The organism is Streptomyces sp. NPDC030862, assembly GCF_055571835.1.
Map to the genome: position 1 here is coordinate 287,053 of NZ_JBVIEN010000007.1, position 18,381 is coordinate 305,433.

12 protein-coding genes and 4 pseudogenes are annotated in these 18,381 nt (G+C 69.8%); 2 read left to right on the plus strand and 14 right to left on the minus strand.

The features are described 5' to 3' along the window. Positions 1-55: 55 nt before the first annotated feature. The 6 genes and pseudogenes from ACZ42X_RS20695 to ACZ42X_RS20720 form a co-directional block, all read right to left on the minus strand. Entirely contained in the window at positions 56-1,999 is a 1,944-nt protein-coding gene (locus ACZ42X_RS20695; protein ID WP_468292423.1) for an ATP-binding cassette domain-containing protein, read from the minus strand. Between the two features lie 288 nt (positions 2,000-2,287). Continuing rightward, positions 2,288-2,749: pseudogene (locus ACZ42X_RS20700) on the minus strand (radical SAM protein); the annotation flags it as partial. Beyond that, a complete protein-coding gene (locus ACZ42X_RS20705) occupies positions 2,739-3,464 on the minus strand; it encodes a thymidylate kinase (RefSeq protein ID WP_468291920.1) in 726 nt (241 codons plus the stop codon). The gene ACZ42X_RS20705 and the pseudogene ACZ42X_RS20700, both read right to left, overlap by 11 nt. After that, positions 3,461-4,282, minus strand: coding sequence for a class I SAM-dependent methyltransferase (locus ACZ42X_RS20710; protein ID WP_468291923.1), 822 nt, complete (start codon positions 4,280-4,282; stop codon positions 3,461-3,463). Before ACZ42X_RS20710 ends, ACZ42X_RS20705 begins: the two co-directional genes overlap by 4 nt. 99 nt (positions 4,283-4,381) lie before the next feature. Continuing rightward, complete coding sequence (locus ACZ42X_RS20715) at positions 4,382-4,801, minus strand: phosphoribosyltransferase (RefSeq protein WP_468291926.1); 420 nt, start codon at positions 4,799-4,801, stop codon at positions 4,382-4,384. Positions 4,802-4,835: 34 nt separating this feature from the next. Continuing rightward, positions 4,836-5,045, minus strand: a pseudogene (locus ACZ42X_RS20720) (GTP cyclohydrolase I); the annotation flags it as partial. Positions 5,046-5,119: 74 nt separating this feature from the next. On the opposite strand from ACZ42X_RS20720, the gene ACZ42X_RS20725 reads away from it, so the two are divergent. Continuing rightward, positions 5,120-6,082 carry a tyrosine-type recombinase/integrase gene (locus ACZ42X_RS20725; protein ID WP_468291929.1) on the plus strand — a complete coding sequence of 321 codons (963 nt, stop codon included), beginning with the start codon at positions 5,120-5,122 and terminating at the stop codon, positions 6,080-6,082. 192 nt (positions 6,083-6,274) lie between these two features. Here the strand turns inward: ACZ42X_RS20725 and ACZ42X_RS20730 are convergent, their stop codons facing one another. The 8 genes and pseudogenes from ACZ42X_RS20730 to ACZ42X_RS20765 all read right to left on the minus strand — a co-directional run bounded on the left by ACZ42X_RS20730 (position 6,275) and on the right by ACZ42X_RS20765 (position 17,500). Then, complete coding sequence (locus ACZ42X_RS20730; RefSeq protein WP_468292426.1) at positions 6,275-6,700, minus strand: restriction endonuclease; 426 nt, start codon at positions 6,698-6,700, stop codon at positions 6,275-6,277. Next, entirely contained in the window at positions 6,658-7,962 is a 1,305-nt protein-coding gene (locus ACZ42X_RS20735; RefSeq protein ID WP_468291932.1) for an SgcJ/EcaC family oxidoreductase, read from the minus strand. Before ACZ42X_RS20735 ends, ACZ42X_RS20730 begins: the two co-directional genes overlap by 43 nt. A 91-nt stretch (positions 7,963-8,053) precedes the next feature. Continuing rightward, a pseudogene (locus tag ACZ42X_RS20740) lies at positions 8,054-8,337 on the minus strand (dihydrolipoyl dehydrogenase); the annotation flags it as partial. A gap of 988 nt (positions 8,338-9,325) precedes the next feature. After that, positions 9,326-9,985, minus strand: a complete 660-nt coding sequence (locus ACZ42X_RS20745; protein WP_468291935.1) for a hemerythrin domain-containing protein — start codon at positions 9,983-9,985, stop codon at positions 9,326-9,328. 605 nt (positions 9,986-10,590) lie between these two features. Then, complete coding sequence (locus ACZ42X_RS20750; protein WP_468291938.1) at positions 10,591-11,505, minus strand: LysR family transcriptional regulator; 915 nt, start codon at positions 11,503-11,505, stop codon at positions 10,591-10,593. Between the two features lie 1,172 nt (positions 11,506-12,677). After that, positions 12,678-13,065, minus strand: a pseudogene (locus ACZ42X_RS20755) (transposase); the annotation flags it as partial. Positions 13,066-13,590: 525 nt separating this feature from the next. Further along, entirely contained in the window at positions 13,591-13,944 is a 354-nt protein-coding gene (locus ACZ42X_RS20760) for a hypothetical protein (RefSeq protein ID WP_468291940.1), read from the minus strand. A gap of 697 nt (positions 13,945-14,641) precedes the next feature. Further along, positions 14,642-17,500, minus strand: coding sequence for an AfsR/SARP family transcriptional regulator (locus tag ACZ42X_RS20765; RefSeq protein ID WP_468291943.1), 2,859 nt, complete (start codon positions 17,498-17,500; stop codon positions 14,642-14,644). 151 nt (positions 17,501-17,651) lie between these two features. On the opposite strand from ACZ42X_RS20765, the gene ACZ42X_RS20770 reads away from it, so the two are divergent. Further along, positions 17,652-18,293, plus strand: coding sequence for a L,D-transpeptidase (locus ACZ42X_RS20770; RefSeq protein WP_468291945.1), 642 nt, complete (start codon positions 17,652-17,654; stop codon positions 18,291-18,293). Positions 18,294-18,381: the final 88 nt, after the last annotated feature.

The window sequence follows — 18,381 nt, forward strand, 5'->3', positions numbered from 1 at the left end:
CGGGGCTGGACGGAATGGGCATGGTCCGCAGAGCGCGTACGGGGGCGGCCCAGCGTCAGGCGGGATGGTTCACCTCATGACCGGTGCGCTGCTCCAGTTCCCACAGCGTCCGGAACAGCCCGGGTTCCTGAGTGAGCTGTTCGTACGTCCCCTCCTGCACGAGGCGGCCCCGGTCGAGGACGACGATCCGGTCGGCGACGGCGACATTGGCAAGCCGGTGAGTGATCAGGAGGATCGCCCGATCCTTGGCCAACCGCCGCAGGCCGGTGAAGACATGGTGCTCGGCACGGGCGTCGAGGGCGGCCGTGGGCTCGTCCATCACGAGCAGGGCGGCCTGCCGGTGGAACGCCCGGGTCAGGACGACACGCTGCCATTGCCCGCCCGACAGCTGGTGGCCCCCGAACCACTCGGACGTCAAGAGGGTGTCGAGCCCGGACCGCAGCTCGGGCAGCATGTCCGCAGCCCCGGACGCCGCGCAGGCCGCGAGGACGGCGGCGTCACTGGTGTCACCCTGCCCGAGGGTGATGTTGTCGCGGAGGGTGAGCGGCAGGTAGGTGAACCTCTGCGGAGCGAGCGCGACGTGCTTCCACGCCTCCCACGGCTCCAGCCGCACCGTGGTTGCGTGGTCCCAGGCGACTTCTCCGGAGGTCGGCAGCAGCAGGCCGCAGATCAGCCGGGACAGCGTCGTCTTCCCCGATCCGTTCTCCCCGACCAGCGCCACGATCTCTCCGCGCCGCACCTGCAGGGACACCCCGGTGAGACTGTCCCGCTCCGCGCCGTCGTACCGGTAGGTGACGTCGCGGACCTCGAACCGCTCCGGCGCCGCGGGCAGCAGCTGGGAACCGCGCGAGGCCGTCATCGCCTGCCCGTGGGCGTTGTCGAGGAAGTTCTGCCAGTCCTGCACGTACCAGCCCGTGCGCACCAGCCGGGCCCCGCCGTTGATGATGCCCCGCACGGAGCCGGTGGCCGTCTGCAGCGCGAAGACGGCGCCGCCCCCGGCGGCCAGGTCCATCCGGTCGGAGACCAGCAGCCACAGCAGCGTCGCCCAGACCGCCGCCGACGCCACTCCGCCGGCCGCCGCCCCGACCAGCCCCATCCAGGCCCCGGTGCCGGCCGCCTTGCGCTCGGCGGCGTTGACCGACGCGGCGAGACGCCGGTAGCGGCCTAGGAGGAACGGGCCGGCCAGGCAGGCCCGCATCTCCTCGCTGGACTCCATGTACGACATGTGCCACCGCAGCTTGTGCAGCATCCGTCGGCGCCCCGACGTCTCCAGCCCCGCCAGGTACACCACCCGCGCCGCCCGCACGTACGCGGCGGCCTGCGGCAGGCACGCCAGGAGCAGCAGAGGAAGGAGAAGGGGGTGGATCACGGCGAGGACGGTCGCACCGGCGGCGAGGCTCGCGGTGGCAGCCAGCACGTCCTGGGCCTCCTCCACGAGGTCCGGGGTGACCTGGGCGCCGCGGTCGGCGATGTCATACGAGTCGTTGTAGCCGGGCTTGTTATTCGCTGCGGCCTCCGCGCCGAGCGCTGCCTCGACCATGCTCACCTCCGCGGCCCGGGCGAGCACCGGGCGCAGCCGGCCGGTCAGCCACGTCACGGTGATCCCCAGCAAGGCACGCAGGCCGGTGGCCGCGGCGATCACGACCAGCTGCGGAGCCGCCTCACGCAACCGCTCCGTGATGTCACCGGAGGCGATCAGCGCGGTGAGCGTCCCGGTGACGGCGAACAGGCCCAGAGCGGCCAGCACGCCGGAGCCGATCTGGCACGCCAGCAGTCCGGCCGTCGCACCCCGGTCCACCTGCCAGGCCATGGCCAACGACCGCCCTACCAACAAGGGCAGACGCTGGGCCATCGTGGCGGTCGTCATCTGTTCACCGGCCCGCAGCCGGGACTCGTCCCGAAACCGGAACTCCTCCTCCTGCACGGTGCTCGCGTTCTCCGGGTGCGCTCCCTCAGCTTCGCCTGCGCTCGCCTGTTTGGATGTGCTTTCGACGGTCAAGCTGTCCCCCTGTCTCGTGGGCGGGGCCGGTTCGCGAGGCTCAACGAGCCAGCCCGGGATATCGAACGTGTGTATTTCGGTCGAGCAGGAAACCCCGGGATGGCGCGGGCGGCGGAGCGTGAAGGATGCATCGACCCGCCTCTCACAACAGGAGTGCGGGGCACGGTGGTTGGCCGAAACGCCGAGGAAGCCGCTGCGGGTGTCGAGATGGGCGCGTTGGCGCAGCGCGGCGGTCATGACGACGGTGAGGGGGCCCGGCGCGGAGCCGCGCAGGTTCAGCAGTGTGCGGACGCCGGCCAGTACCTCGCGGTATCCGGCCCGGCCGGACCGGGAAGGCCGCATTTGGTCGTTGACGCCCGGGTCCGTGCTGTCGAGGGACACTGAGACGCCGTCGACGCCCAGCGCGACGAGCCGCTGGGCGATCCCGGGCCGGGTCAGCGGCACCCCGTTCGTCGCCACCACGACCTGGCACCCGGACTCCTTGATCGTCTTGATCAGTGACAGGGTGGGCAGCCAGTCCAGCGGTTCCCCGCCGGCCAGGACCACGCGCTCGACCGGCGAGTCGGCCAAGGTCTTGGCGAAGGCGTCCATGGCCGCGTAGTCGATGTCGCGGACAGGGATGTGGGAGAGCACACCCGGCCCTTCCGGTAGCTCCTCCTTGTGATCGTCGAGTTCCCCGAAGTAGCACTGGGGGCACTTGAACGAGCACGGTGAGCGCAGTGCCCACAGCAGGGTGATGTCACGAGGCACGGTCGACCTCCCGGCGGGCCATGATCGACCGGACGGCGTCCTCGACGGCCTTGCCGGTCTCCTCCGGGCCGTAGCCGGTTACGTCGATCACCGTGTACCGCTCCGGCTCGGCGGCGGCCAGCTCACGGTAGAGCTGCTCGGTCTGCTCGATGATCTCCAGGGCGCTGGCCGGGATCGTGCGGCCGATGCGAGCGGCGAACCGGGCCACGCACGTCTCCCGGTCGCCGGTCAGCAGGAGGGTGGCGTCCGGCATCGGCCGCCAGCGGCGGGCGGTGGTCAGGATCTGGTCGGCCACCGTCCGGGCGGGCGTGGCCGGGTGTTCGGCGTGCAGGATCGCTCCCTGGCACACGGCCACGCTGTCCACGCCCCGGTCCTCGACGATCACGTCGACGCCGTGCAGCAGCTCGGGGGTGAGGCGCTCGGTCTCGCGGAGCTTGAGCGCCAGCAGCGCCAGAGTCTCCACGACCGGGTGCCCGGTCCGTAGGCAGACGTCGCCGGTCGACGAAAGGGCGGCGATCACCCGGCCGGGCAGCGTGTCGGCGGCCTGGTCGGTCAGCTCGTCCAGCAGCAGGCACCGTGAACCGAGGGCGGCGGCCGTGGCACGGGCGGCGGTGGTCTTCCCGACCCCGTTGATGCCCTCCACGCTCACCCACGGCGACCTGCCTCGTTCCTCCCGGGCGGCGTGGCGGGGCCCGGGAACGGCCAGGGCCGTCATGCCGGCCTCCGGCACACGAAGAGCAGCTCGGTCGCCCGGTCGGGCACCATCACGGACGACACCGTGTCCAGCAGCGCCTTCGGCACCCGAGCGGACAAGTCGCGGTACCAGTCGACCGCGCCGGTCCCGTACCGTTCGGCGAGCTCGGCGGTGACCCCGTCGGGCTCGGGCGGCAGCAGCCCCATCACGTCGTCCACGACCAGGCCGGCGGCCTCGACCGCGCTCACGACCTCCTCGCGCGACCACTCGTAGACGTGGACCCGGTACTGCAGCGGGCGCGGCGGCGGGCCGAACGCCTGCGGGGTGGACAGGTACAGCACCCCGCCCGGGGCGAGCACGGCGCCGGTGGCGGCCAGGCTCCGCACGCCGAGCTCGTACGGGAGGTGCTCCAGCGCGGAGGTGTAGATCGCGACGTCGAACGGCGGCAGTTGCGGCCACGGGGCGGACACGTCGCACTCGACGAATTCGAGCGGGAACAGGACGCCGTACTCCTTCCGCAGCTCGACCAGCCGTGACCGCGCCTCGGCGAGGTTGTCCGAGCTGATGTCGAGGCCGACGTAACGGCCGATCTTCGGCGCGTACCGGTGCAGCAGGGGGAGGGCCAACCCGCGCCCGCAGCACACGTCGAGCACGTTCGCGCCCTCCGCACACCGCTCGGCGGCGATCAGGTGCTGCATCAGGTTCATCAGGCCGGACGGCTTCGCCTCACCGCGGGCGAGCGCGGCGTAGAAGTCGTCCATCTGGTTGGTGCTGTACGGGCCGATCATCGGCGTGCCCGGCCTCGTACGGTACTGCTCGTCCAGTTCAGCGCTGGTCATGCTGTTCCTCCCAGGGGAAGACCACCCAGGTGGTCGTCAGTCGGGCGATGTGGTCGATCCGGCGGTGGGGCTCGGGACCCGCGGGCCAGTTGGCCTGGTTCACGGCGAGGACCGCGGTACGCACCCGGGCGGCCCCCAGTTCGCGCACCATCTGGCCGTGTGGGCGAGGGTCGTGCCGCTGCCGGCGATGTCGTCGACGAGCAGCACGTCCAGGTCGGTGAGGTCGCCGAGCGACGCGGGGTTCCGGACGGTCGGCAGGGGGGCCTTGGCGGCGTTGATGTCGTCGCTGGTGGTGCGGGTGACCTCGACCGTCCGGACGTCGTGGACGCCGAGCCGGTGGGCGATCCACACGGCGGGGATAAGGCCGCCGCGCACGATGCCCACCACGGCCCGCGGTACACCGGCGGCCGTGATCTGCTGGGCGAGGGTGGTCGTCGCGAGCCCGATGTCGTCCCAGGCCAGGTACAGGGGACCTGCCTGGTGGGAGTCCTCGGCCGTCGGCGCGGAGGACGCGCTCATGGCTTACACCTCTTTCTAGGTCCGCTCGTCTCGGTCAGGCCGCGTTCCGCTGGCTCGTGGCGAGGAGGAGGAACTGCTGGGCGAGGGCCGGGTCCGTGGCGAAACGCACGCCGGAGTGGACGGTGGTGGTGCGGGCGTCCTCCATCCGCACCCCGCGCATGCTCATGCACAGGTGCAGGCCCCTTACGGCGACCGCGACGTCCTCGCGGCCGATCACCCCGGCGAGGTGCTCGGCGACTTCGCGGGTGTAGCGCTCCTAAACCTGGAGCCGTCCGGCGAAGTGCTTGGCGACGCGGCCGAACGAGCCTTCGCCTCCACGTGGAGCCCTACTTCGGGGCGACCGCCATCGGTGCAGTCAAGCCGAAGAATCTCAATGCGTGGCTGAAGTGGATGGTCGAAGAGCGTGGTTATGAAGAGAGCACGGCGATCAATCGCTATGAGACGCTCGCGGGCGTCTTCAGCTTCGCCGTCGCCAACGAGTACATAACCAAGAACCCGTGCCAGCATGTTCGCACAGGTCGCCAGCGGGTGAAGCGGAGGGTGAAGAAGACTATTCGCCTGCCGACCCTGGCGGAGATCGAGGCGATCGAGCGGCACCTATCCGGGCCCTACAAGCTGCTGGTGTGGCTCATGGCTGGGTGTGGACTGCGCATTGGTGAGGCGTGCGCCGTAACGCTGCAGCAGTTCGACTTCGACAGCGGAACGCTCTACGTCGAGCGCCAGGTCACACAGGACGGTGAGAACGAGGAGCCCAAGACCGCAGTCCAGAAGGCCATAACCAAGGGCAGGGGGCGCGCTCACTGCATCCGCCACCTCAAGTGGCGTGACTTGGATGAAGGTCGAGCAGTTCCCGTACCGCCCACCATTGCCGCGAAAGTAGAGGAGCATGTTCGGTTGTACGGCACCTTCCGCGTTGAGGAAGGGCCTAACCGCCTGGAGGGGGACTACCTCTTCTCCAAGATTGGGCGCACTAACATCCTCATGTACTCCCTCGTCGACCGGTTGTGGCGCAATGCCAAGAAGGCGGCGGGCATCACGCGAAGGATCACCACGCACTGGCTTCGCCGCTTCTTCGCCTCCGCCGGCCTCTCGAAGGGGGTTCCGGTGACGGACATGGCTGAGTGGTTGGGGCATCGCGAACCGAGAATCACTCACCAGACCTACGCGCATGTGATGCCAGACGCTCCAGAGCGCTTGAGGTCTCTCATGGATGCCGTCTTCACGATGCAGACCGAGCTCAACCTGCCCCTTGAGTTCGAGGCAGTGGTCGAGGCAGCGTGAAGCACAACTACCAACGCGTGGACGCCTCAGCCCGACGTGCGGTTGAGGCATCCACGCGTTGGGCTTGATGTCGCGCCGGTCCACCGGGACGGAGTGAACCCATTCCAACCTGGCGGCTGAGCTTGCTCGTTGGACAGACAACGCGGAGAAACTTCTGTTAGACGGCTTTTCGGCCAAAGGAACACATCGTCGTCAGGTGAGGTCTCGGGCTTCCCAGCCGGGCGGCAGCTTGGGAAGTCCGATCAGCGCGTCGATGCCGAGCTGTTCGAGGAGCAGGGCCTTGAGGCCGCGGCCGTCGATGAGTTCCATGCGGCCGGTTCGGTAGGCGAAGTCCCGGCTCGTCTTTCCGAACCAGCCGGTGGTGACGAGGATGCCCTTGGCCGCGGCCTTGTCGTGCATGACGCCGGCCAGCGCGCGTACCGCTTCGGCGGGAACGGCGCTTTTGGTGCGCTTCGCCTGGATGATGCTCAAACCACCGGTGATCGGGTCCTCGTTCGTGGCGACCCCGTCCACGCCGTCGTCACGGGAAGCTTGGGTGACCCATGCCTTGAGGCCGATCTCCTCGAACAGGCGCCTCAGTCGACCACGACGGTGTTCTGCGCGGCGCCGATGCGCCAGGCGCCGTCCTCCTTGACCAGGATGTAGAACGGGCGACCCTCGGGGCGGTCCGCGATCTGGGTGCCGTCGTGGTGGACGGGCTGCTGGCGGACGTTCACCGCGGCGACGTCGGGCTTCAGGAACAGCACGCGCTCGACGTCGTAGACGGCGGTGGACTCGGCCATGGCACCGGGCAGCACCTTGCGGGTGAAGGTCTCGATCTCCTCGAAGCCCGACAGGCGCTTGCCGTGGCCGGTGGTCCAGACGGGGTCCTGTCGGCGGAAGGCGCTCAGGAACCGGTCGACCAGCTCGTTCTGCTGGGCGTGCTCGACCTCCGCCACCACGCGGCGGATGGCGGCCACCTCGGCGTCGGTCTCCGGCCCTTCGGGGGCTCCGAACACCTCGACCGGCCGGTACGAACCCGATGCCAGTTCGGTCACGACGCCCGGCCGGCTGGGCTGCCAGCCGAGGGCGCTACGGGCGGCGGCGCCACTGACGCTCTGGTCGAGGGCGAGCGCGTCGGCGAAGAGCGGGCCGAAGACCTCGGCGGCCTGCTCTACCGGCACCACCTGAGGAGCGGCGAGCACTCCGGCGGCGCGGCCCGCTGCCCGGGCGAGGTCACGGACCGGGACGGCCGACTCGCCGACGCCGTGCCAGACGGTGCCGGCCCCGGCGCGCTCGAGCGCGGCAACGAACAGCTCGGCCAGGTCATCCACATGGACGGTCGGCCAGCGCACGCCCTCCTCGCCGTAGTACTCGGGCGCCCCCTGTCGGCGGGCCCGGTCGACCAGGAGGCCGGGGATGCCGCCGCCGCGGCCGTAGACGATGCCGGGCCGGATGACGACCGCGCGCACGCCCTGGGCGGCCTTGGCCAGCACCCGCTGCTCGATCAGCGGACGGTAGCCGACAATGTCGATTGGGTCGGTCGGGGTCTCCTCGCCGACCTCCTGGGCCTCGCCGGTGGCGCCGAGGACCCAGACGCCGCTGGTGTAGAGGAAGGGGCGGCCGGTGCCGCGCAGCGGCGTGGCGAGCGCCTCGATGACGGCGGCGTCGATGTCCATGTCGCCACTCGGGGGAGCCAGATGAATCACGGCCTCGATCTGCGGGGTCACCGCACCCGACAGCGAGGCCGGGTCGGCGGTGTCGCCGATCACCTGGGCGTGCCAGCGGGACTGCGGCTCGGCACCCCGGGTGAGCGCGACGACCTGGTGGCCGGCGGCGGCGAGGTGGTCGGTGACGGCGGAGCCGATGTAACCGGTGGCACCGGTGAGCAAAACCTTCATGACGTTTCCCGTCTTGAGGAACGAGGGCGTTTCGTCTCGTTCGATGGCATGGTGACGTGCTTCGAATCCGTGATGTGCGCACGGTTTCGTCTCAGAGATTGATCACGTGTTCGGCGATGCCGTGGATGGCTTCCTTGACGGCCTTGCCGAGGGTCGGGTGGGCATGGGCGTTGCGGTGGACCTCGAGGACGGTGGGGTCCCACGGCTGTGTCAGGGTGAGCTCGGCCAGCAGCTCGGTGATGTCGGGACCGATCAGGTGGCCCTGATGATCTCGCCGTACTTCGCATCGCTGATGGCCGTGACGAAGCCGGTCGAGTCGCCGAGGCCGTGCGCCTTGCCGTTGGCCGTGAAGGGGAACTCGGCGACCTTGACCTCGCCGCGAGCCCGCCGGACGGTCAGGGTGGTCAGCAGGCCGACAGCCGCACCGACCCGCAGCACGGCGGTCCGGGTGGCGGCGTCGGCGACGAGGCCACCGAACAGAGCGCCGAGGACGAAGGCGAAGTCGCGCACACCGAGATGCTCAGGGCGGTGGCTGCCTCCGCCTGCCGGGATGCCGAATGCGGGACCCGGGTCCGCACGCTCACCGGCACCCCGCTGACGGCCGGGCCCCAGCCGATCAGCAGCACGATGCCGCCGACGGGGCTGGTATCCATGAGCGAGAAGAGCACCGAGATCGCTGCGAGTAGGAGACCGATGGGCACTGGCGGCTCCGCGGAGTTGACGCCGCCATCAGACCCAGCAGGACGGCCAGGACCGTACGCCGGTCACCGCGCGGAAGCAGAACGGGCAGCAGTGGCGCGGTGGCGGACGCGACGAGACCGTGCACGGTCACCGTCAGACCCGCCTCTTCGGACGCCCGCCCCATCGGCAACTGCTCGGCTGTCGCCAGGGCGAAGGTGCCTGCGGCTGGAGCGGCTAGGGGGTGCCTTGCCGATCTTGCCGGGCTCGCGACGCCCGGCACCGCTCCCCCAGAGCTTCGCCTGGGGGCGCCCCCACGCCGCGTTGTCGTCGGTCGCCAATGCTCCGCAGTGGCTCCCTCCTCCGCCTTGCGATCCGACCCTCGGCCCCAAGGGGCCTGGGGAGACCCCATGCACCAGACGCAGCTCCCCGATCCGGCCTGATCGACAAGACACCCGCTAGGGCGAGCCGTCGCCGCAGCGGGACAACGACGGGCAGACCGTGCCCGGACGTGGCCTGACCGGCGTTGGTGCCCTGGACGGATCGACGGTGCTCATGAGGGAACTCCTTGAGTGAAATGGGCCGAGTGGTGTGTGGTCGGCGGGCACGGACCCGCCCGTGGACTGCGGGAGGGGATGGGGCGGCCACACGCCGAGGCATGGGGAAAGATTCCGGAAGACAGGACTCAGGGCCGGGTGACGGTCAGCGCGCCCTGGGTACTCCACCGATCGAGCGCCGCGTAGGCAGGCTGCCATCGGTGCACGTACGCGTGGCGCGCAGACGGCGGCAGGAGCTGCGCCAGAACGGCGGTCGCGGTCCGCTCGGCGACGCCGTCCAAGAGCCATGGCAGGATCCGTGGCGCGTCGGCCTCGATCCGCTGAGTGTGGACGCGCCCGAAGTGCTCCCACTGCTCCTCGCTCAGGATGGCCTGGACCAGCGGGAAGACGGCTTCCTCCTCATGGCGCAGGTGCCCCTGTAGACCGGTGATCAGCGAGCCGGTGAGCTCGCCGAACAGGTCGAGCCCGACGTCGGGATCGACCAGCGCCTGGTCGATCGCCTCAAGCAGGGCGGCGAGCGCGGCGTGCTCGGCCTCGATCGCCTCCAAGCGCGTCAGGTCGAGGGGACGGCCGTCGAGGGCCTGGCGCAGGGAGGGCCACAGGGCGTTGTCCTCGGCAGAGTGGTGGGTATGCAAGGCCCTCCGGAACAGCTCCCAGCCCGCGGCGTTGCGCAGGACGCTCCGGGGGTCGGGATGGGCGCGGGTGGCGGCTCGGGCGAAGTGGCGCAACTCCCTTCGTAATGCGTTGTGCATCGCGTACGTCACGGTCATGTCGAACCTGTCTCGCACGTCTGTCTGACTCCTGGTGTCGGTGACCGGTTGAGCCCGTGCCAGGCAGTGGCGCCATGACTGATTCCTCCAAGAACAGGACAGCGGAATACCACGCGTGACGGAGCGGGGCATCACGGGAAGGTGGCCGGCCCGGGGACGGCCGAGGGGCGTGAGGCCCTCTCGACGACCAGCCTGCCCGGGCATCCAAAGCCTCCCGTGAGAGCCGCATCCGGATCAACACAGCTTTCGTGGGTGATTCGATAACCCGACGGTTATCGCCGTACGGGGGCAGGGGAGGAGCAACGCGGATGGGAGGGCTATCTCGACCCGGCGGAGGAGCCGCACCTCGGTCGGGGCAGCCGCGCGGCTCCGGCTGCTGAAGTGCGGGTCACTCCGGCAGCCGAGCCGGGCTGGGCAGGCGCTGCGGGGCCGGATTTCGACGACAGTGGTGTGGGAGTGTCCTGCGTCGCGTGCGACTGAACCACCGGCTCGCCGGGCACCACCCGGCCCCCCCAACCTGATGCCGGCTCGCGCCCGCCGGCGCCGTTACCGCCAGAGGGAACGAATCCCGAGACCGTGGCCGTCCGGCCGGGGAGATCCTCGCTCCGGGACCCGGCGGCGCGTCAGAACCGTCGTGTGCCGAGTTCGCGGACCACGGAGGCGAGAGCGCTGATCAGCTCGTTTTCCGCCTCACTCCGCCAGACCAGAGCGAAGGACAGCTCAGCCAAGTCTGTGACGGGTAGCCAGCGGATGTTCGGCATGCCCCAGTGCCGAGTGACATGGCGGGGAAAGCAGTGGAGGATTTCACCCATGCCGACCTGATTGATGAGCTCCTCCGCGTTGGTGACGGGGCGCCGCCCGCGCTCGATCGGCCGGCCCTGGAAAGTCTGGAAGGGCAGGTAGCTGTCCTCCCAGTAATCCGGAAAAGCGGGTGCCATGGCGTGCTGGAAGTCGGCGAACATCTCCAGTCGCACCGACGTTCGCTCGGCGAGCTCATGGTCCGTGGTCACGGCGAGGACTCGGGGGTCCGTGCACAGGATCGGACCGACTGTGAGATCCGGTTCCTCCACGGGCAGCCAGGCCACGAGGACGTCCATGTCGTCGTCACGGAGCTGGCCGAACGGATCGACGTACTCGAGCTGGCGAATCTCCAGCTCCCACTGCGGATGCCGCGCGCGGAAGGCCCTCCAGTAGTGGTGCAGGTCGACGAGGTTGAACGGCATCATGCCGACGCGGAGTCTGCCGGTGACACCGCGGGCGGCCAACCGGGCACGCTCCAGGGACGCGTGGAGGCCCGCGTACACCGGCTGCAGATCGTCGCGCAGCTGACGTCCGACGCTGGTCAGGCGCACGGTGCGGCTGGTGCGCTCGAACAGCGCGGCGCCGATGCGCCGTTCCTGCTTCCTGATGGCCTGGCTGACCCGCGCCTGGGAGACCAGAAGTCGCTCGGCGGTGCGGCCGAAGTGCAACTCTTCAGCCAGGACCAGAAAAATCTCGATGTCCCGCAGCTCCATCACGCCCCCCGTGTCCTTCTCCATCGACAACTCAGAGGCTGTCGAGCCGGGGAAGTGTACCCGGGGCGCTGCGGCTGCCACCCGCCCGCTTGGCCTCGCCGATCGGTGCTCGGCATCCGGACCGTGCTGACGAACGCGGTCCGTCCGCTACGCCGATCCGGCTCAACACCGGATCGAGCGCTGGATCAAGGGGCCCGACGACATGGCCTGGATCGCCGAGCGGATCCATAAGGCCGGCCGGTTCCGGCCCCCGGCCGGGCGGTCACGCTGCTCGCCGAGACCGTACGCACGGCGGAGCAGTGCGTGATCGACCCGGTCGCCGCATCGGAGCTGTCCTGGGCGTGCGGGAGGCCGACCGGCAGGTCCTGCGCGCCTGGGTGGACACCGTGCTGACGAGGGCGACGGACATGCTCCTGCGCGTCGCCACCGACACGAGCGAGGCCCGGGTGGGGGTGAGGGCATCACGCGTTCGGATAGCCCTCGGTAGGACCTGCGAACGCGCGCGGCACCGAGCGGCATTCGCCAATACGGTGCAGCTGGACCGGGTGCCAGCTGGCTAACACGAAGCCGCTCAGCGCCATCTTGTCCAGGCCCTGCTCCTGGCCCGAGGGATAGGCGGCGTGGAGGAAGGCGCGCGCAGACGGTTGTGACCTCGCGGCCAAGCAAGGCGCTCGATCCGGCCAGGCTACTGTCAGTGACCCCTGGTGGCGGCTGTCGGGAGACTCGCAATCCGCGAGCGCGGTCCTACCTGCGCTCCAGCCAGCACGAGGAATCCCGGCGCTGGTTCGGTGCTGACTTCTGAGGGTCAATGACGCGAAAACCGTAGGTCTTAGCTCTGATCGGATGAGTTGTCGTACCACTCGATGGTGGTGCCGATGAGGCTCGCGGCGACGATGCGCTTGAGACTGGAGGGGGCTGGTGGAGCGGTCGCGGGGGAGGACATCGGCACCACTTCCTGGTGTTCGACGGGGACGTTTGCGTGTCACCACACCGTAGAAACATGCAGGTCAGAGGCGTATGTGGCGGGACACCATAGTTCTTGGTCCGGGAGTGCGCGTGGTCACCATGGGGGCGATGCCGGGCCTCCGCGACGGCCTCAACGAGGCCGCCGAAGAGGCTGTCCGCCTTGCACTCTTCGGGCATGGTTTGGGGGTGCCGTACTGACTCCCGTGCTGACTGCGCTGCGGCCCGTTGGTTTATCCGGCGAGGGCGAGGTTGTGCATGCGGGCGATGCCGAGCATGGCTGGTGGACGCCGTCGCCTCTGAGTCGGCAGTCGCGGAGGATCCTCCAGGTCTTCATGCGGGCGAGGACGTGCTCGACCCGGGCGCGGACCTGTTGGTGGGACTTGTTGTGCTCCTCTTTCCAGCCCGGGAGTTCGGTACGGCCGGGCTGCCGACGGTGCGGGATGACCAGTCCGGTGCCTGGGTAGCCGCCGTCGGCGATCGTGGTGGTATTGCCGACGGCGGCTTTGGCGCCGGATTCCTCCCATGCCTTGCAGTCGTTGCGGTTCCCGGCGAGTGGCCGGCCACGACGATCAGGCGGGTGTCGGCGTCGATGACGACCTGGTGGTTGGTGGAGTACCGGCTTTGCGTACCTGCAGAGGACTGCTCCTTCCCTTCGTCTCTTCCGCCTCATCGCGAGGCTGGAGCCAAGGTCGTCAGCGCGGGCCGCCCTACGCCATGGCAATCCGCGCCCACCGCTTGGCACAGCGCGCCAATCCCTTTCACCGAATCACGCCGGCCCGCAGCTGCTGGGGCGGGCAGGCTCCGAGGCCGACATACCCCGTCGCCGCCAGCAGGTCGCGGCCCACACCGCTCGCCCCGCGGGTCCGGTGACACGCTCCCTTGCATACCCGTCTCGACGCCATGGCGGCTTGCCACGCCCATCAACCTGGATCACTCGTCGTCGCTTGACAGATCACTGCGGCGGCTGGGACGGAAGGGCAAGCAGACGCTGACGGCCGCGCTCGACCACCCTGACGGCGTCACCCTGTTCCGCCGCCAGGCCGCCCGCGCCGAAGGGATCAGGCCCGGGCGGCCTGCTTCGCCAGTGCGGCGAGCGGGGCGCCGGCCGTTCACAGTCGGGTCGGCCGGCCTCCGGCGGTCGGCTCAGCACTTGTCTCCATCTGTCACCCAGGTGCTGAAGTTGTCCCCCGACATCCAGCCATGGATGTTGGTGCCCTCGATGCGGCCGAAGACCCACCAGTTGCCGTGAGAGTTCTGGTACCAGCAGTGGAACCACAGCATCTGGCCTTCGTACATGGTCCTGACGGTGCCGCAGCTCGCGTAGGGTGCCACCTTCAGGCCGTAGGTCCCCTTGAGATAGCCGTATCCTTCGTCGGGGTTGCGGACATCCGGGCTGTTGCAGGAGACGGCCGCGGCCGTCGGAGCCGACGCGATGCCGACGCCCGTCGTCAGTGCCGCACAAGCCGCCAGGGTGGCGGCTAAACGCTTCCCACGCATGGATTCTCCCCGCATTGGTTGAGTGGCGCACACCGATGAGATGTGCGGTGGCGGTCAGTGGTCGTGAAGGGACCGTAGTTGGGCTCTCCGCCCCTGTCGTGCGCGACGAGTGCCAAGCGATACGCGTTCGGCGCCATATGCGGCTGCGCCGAACGCGCCGTTGCGCCTGGGGCGGGCGGGTACGGCGATATGCAGCACCTCACTCGGCTGAGCTGGGGCGGACGGGACCGGCGGGAGCAGCGCGGTGAGGTCCTGCGAGAGGCCATCGGAGGCACCTGCACCCGTTCGGCTGGCCACGGCGCCGGTGCCGCGTCACGGTGGTCGAGGCGACGGCGGGGCGGTGCTGGCTGAGGACGGACCGAGATGGCTGTCGAGGTGACGGTGGCCGTGTCGAGTATTCGGCGCAGCGCTTCCGCGGTCTCCGGGGCGGTTCGGAGGACACGTCCCGACGGTGCACGGCGGGGCCTTGCGTGTCGTCGAGGGGCTGGATTCAGGTGCCGATCACGAAGCTCTCTGGGCGCGGTATCTCGAGCGCGACGCGTTCGTCCGCACGGAAGGCGCCTACGAGGAACCAGCCGCCTGACCTGCGGTGGATTCAAGTGCGCTGAGCGAGGCGCTTCGTCGGTAGCGCCGCGGCATCAGTCAAACGTGCAGAGGCGGGTGCATCCGGCGACCAGCGGCAGGCTGGGGGACAGCGTCATGCTGAGTGCATCTTGGCCGTGATCCGGTCGATGTCGGCGTCGTAGCTGCCCAGCTCCCTGAGAATCGTGATCGACTGCCGCCAGTAGTCGCGGGCCGCTTCCTCGTCGCCCATGGCGCGGTGGACGTCGCCGAGGTGGTCCAGGTTCTCGAAGAGGTTGAACCTGTGGCCGTTCTCCTCGTTCAGCGCGAGGCTGGAGTGGTAGCACACGACCGCCTCTTCGTAGTCGCCCAGGTGCTGGTACGCGAAGCCCAGGGTGTCCCAGGTGTTGGCCTCGCCGCGGCGGTCCCCGAGTTTCTGCTGGATGGCAAGGGCCTCCCGGCAATAGGCCGCCGCCGACTCGTACTCACTCAGCTGGGCGTAGTCCCAGCCGACCGCGTTGAGCGCCCTGGCCTGGCCGGCGAGGTGGCCGGCCGCCTGGAACAGCTCGAGGGCGAGAGAATCATGGTGGAGGGCCTCCCGTTGATCACCGAACCGGTCGCAGATCCAGCCGAGTACGAGATGGGTCTGGGCCTCGCCCTTGTGGTCCTCCAGCGCGTGGTAGAGCTCCAGAGCACGCGCGAGGTGATCGTCCGCCTCGTCGTGGCGGCCGATCTCGTTGTAGGCGCATCCGAGTTCACGATGGGCACGTGCCTGCTCCGAGGGATCGTCCAGGGCGGTCGCGGCCTCGAGGGCGGCCGTCTGGGTCGCGATCGCGTCGTGCCATTTGCCCTTCCGGCCGTGATACGTGCTCAGAGCCCAGGCCAGTTGGCACGTGTGGCGGTGCAGCCCGGCTCGGCGGGTCTGCTCGACCGTGGCCGCGAGCACCGCGTGCTCGGTCTCGAACCACTGCAGTGCCTCCCGGTCGTCTGCGTGCTGCACGGGCGCTGCACCAGGGACCGCCGCCGTCAGGGTGATCGGATCACGGTGCGGCCAGAGCAGTCGGTCGCAGGCGTGAGCCGTGTGCAGGGAATGGTCGACGCCGCGCAGGAGGGCCTGCGGCGTTTCGGGGTCTTCGGCGGACAGCTCGACGGCGTACTCGCGTAGCAGGTCATGGAGCGTGTAGCGGCCCGGAGCGTGTTCCGACACCAGGTGGGCACGGGCGAGTTCCACGAGCAGCGACCGTGTCTCGCGCGGACCGAGGCCCGCCACGGCGGCAGCGGCGGGGATGGCGATATCCGGTCCCGAGTGCGTCCCGAGCAGCCGGAAGAGCCGGCGCGGGCCGGTGTCGAGTGCTGCGTACGACCAGGAGAACACGGCGCGCAGGTCAGCCGACCGGTCGCCGCCGTCGAAGGCGTCGAGGCTCTCCCAGGCGGCGTCCAGCTCGGAGGCGAGAGCCTGGAGCGGGAACGAGGGGTTGGCCGCGGCGCGTGCGGCCAGGATGCTGATCGCCAGCGGCAGGCCGGCGCAGCGTTCCAGGATGCGGGTGGCGTCCCGGGGTTCAGCGCCGACGCGCTCGGATCCGAGGTGGCGGCTGAACAACCGCCGGGCCTCGTCGGGCGCGAGGGCGTCCAGCGCGAGCGGCCGGGCGCCGTGCGCACATGTCAGCCCCGTGAGCTGCCGGCGACTGGTCACGACGACCGTGCAGGACGAGCCGCCAGGCAGGAGGGGCAGTACCTGGTCGGTGTCGTGGGCGTTGTCGAGCAGGATCAGCATCCTACGGCCGGCGGTCAGGGTGCGGTAGAGACCGGCCTGCGCGTCGGCGCCGGCCGGGATCGCGCCGGGGGCTGTGCCGAGCGCTTCGAGGAAGGCGCGGAGCACCTCGTCGGGGGGCGTGGGGCGACCAGTGGCGTCGAACCCCCGGAGGTTGGTGTAGAGGTGCCCGTCGGGAAACCTGTCCACGTTGTCGTGGGCCCACCGCAGGGCCAGGCAGGTCTTGCCGACGCCTCCCGTGCCGGTGATCGCCGCGATGCCGACGGTGGTTTCCGCCTCGCCGTCGCGGTCCACCAACCGGTCCAGCAAGCCGATTTCACGGGTTCGGCCGACGAAGGCCGGTGGCGGAGCCGGCAGTTGCTGCGCCACAGGAACGGGCGGCGGTACGGGCCCGGGCGACGGGTCGGGGAGGGACTGCGGCGCGGCCGTGTCCTGTGCGAGCGCGGCCGTGTCCTGTGCGTGCGCGGACGCGGCTGGCGACACGGCGAGGGACGGTGAGGACCGCAGGATCTCCTGGTGGAGGTCCTGCAGGGACGGGTGCGGACTGGTCCCGAGCTCTTCGGCCAGCCTGTCGTGGATGTCCCGGTAGACGGCAAGAGCGCTGGACGGGCGGCCACTTCGGTACAGGGCGAGCATGTACTGGCCGGCGAGGCGCTCGTCCAGCGGGTGTTCGGCCGTCAGCGCGAGGAGACCGGCGATCAGTTCGGCGTGGCGCCCCCGGCTCAGCTGGATGTCGTTGCGGTCGAGCTGGGCGGTGACCCGCTCCTGGGCCAGGACGTCGCGAAGATCGCTGAGCCACGGGGTGTCGAGGGTGCCGAAGGCCGGTCCCCGCCACAGTCCGAGCGCGTCGTCGAACAGGGCGGCAGCGGCGACCTCGTCGGTGGCGGCGCGTGCCCGCGCGATCAGGTCACGGAAACGGTGCAGATCCACGGCCCCCGGATCCACGGCCAGGAGGTAGCCGCCCGCCTGTCGATCGAGGCGCACGTCCTCGGCGGCGCCGAGGACCCGGCGTAATCGGGAGAGGTAGCTGTACAGGCTGCCACGGGGCTCGCGCGGAGGGCTGTGTCCCCAGACCCGGTAGGTGAGTTCGTCGACCGGGACGTGGTGGTTGGCCTCGACGACCAGAACCGCGAGGACGCACCGCTGGAGGGCGGGACCGAGGTCGACCGGTCTGCCGGCAATGCGTGCCTCGACGGAGCCGAGCACGCCCAACTCAGTGTCCATCCGTTTCTCCTCCCCCGGCCGCACATGCTATCCAGCGCACGGCATGACCAGCGGGCCAAGGATTCGCCAAGGTTCGCACAGGATCGGCCATTCAGGATCGAGCCGCTCCCCGACGAACACGGGGATTTCCGAGAACGGGAGGAGCGGAACAGTGAACCGACTCACGAGTGCGGCCCTGACAGGTGTGCTGCTGGCGGGCGGCGTCATGGCCGTCGCACAGCCCACCCAGGCGGCGCCGGCGCCGGGCGGCGTGGTGGCCGCCGACGCACCGGCCGTCGCGAAGGCCGCCGGCAAGACCAGCAAGTACTACTTCCTCTTCGACAAGAACTGGTCCGACCCCACCAAGTCGCGGCTGTACTACATGAAGACCCAGCCGGGCAAGGACCGGAAGATCGACGAATGGCGGGCCGGATCCGGCAACGGCAGCACGAACGAGTGCGCCAAGAACGCGGGATGGCTGCCCACCGGGACGTACAACGTCGGCAAGCAGACGACGAGCAAGAACGGCGGGGAGAAGGGCATCAACGGCTACGCCGTCCCCGTCTCCAACAAGTGGTGCAAGCCGAAGCCCGGCCAGCGCAAGGTCGTGCGCGACGCGCTGTTCATCCACAGCGAGATGCTCCCCAACGGCAAGCAGGGCAGGAAGACGAACGGCGACAGCCCGTACCGCTGGGACGGAGCCGGGGACTACTACTCCCTGGGCTGCATCAAGCTCTCGCCCAAGGACATCAAGGAGCTGTTCCGCACCGCGAACAAGCACGGCTGGCCGAAGCAGCTCAAGGTCGTCAACTGAGCACCGCCCAAGTCCGGACAGGGCGCGTGCGCCCTGTCCGGCTCCTTGCACCCCACTCGGCTACCCGGACACCCGGAAGGAACCCAGC

Coding starts and splice junctions, on each gene's coding strand:
- ACZ42X_RS20705 (WP_468291920.1), bottom strand. CDS start 3,464: ATGACGGCCCTGGCCGTTCCCGGGCCCCGCCACGCCGCCCGGGAGGAA.
- ACZ42X_RS20750 (WP_468291938.1), bottom strand. CDS start 11,505: ATGGAGAAGGACACGGGGGGCGTGATGGAGCTGCGGGACATCGAGATT.
- ACZ42X_RS20710 (WP_468291923.1), bottom strand. CDS start 4,282: ATGACCAGCGCTGAACTGGACGAGCAGTACCGTACGAGGCCGGGCACG.
- ACZ42X_RS20735 (WP_468291932.1), bottom strand. CDS start 7,962: ATGAAGGTTTTGCTCACCGGTGCCACCGGTTACATCGGCTCCGCCGTC.
- ACZ42X_RS20715 (WP_468291926.1), bottom strand. CDS start 4,801: ATGAGCGCGTCCTCCGCGCCGACGGCCGAGGACTCCCACCAGGCAGGT.
- ACZ42X_RS20760 (WP_468291940.1), bottom strand. CDS start 13,944: ATGCGTGGGAAGCGTTTAGCCGCCACCCTGGCGGCTTGTGCGGCACTG.
- ACZ42X_RS20765 (WP_468291943.1), bottom strand. CDS start 17,500: ATGGACACTGAGTTGGGCGTGCTCGGCTCCGTCGAGGCACGCATTGCC.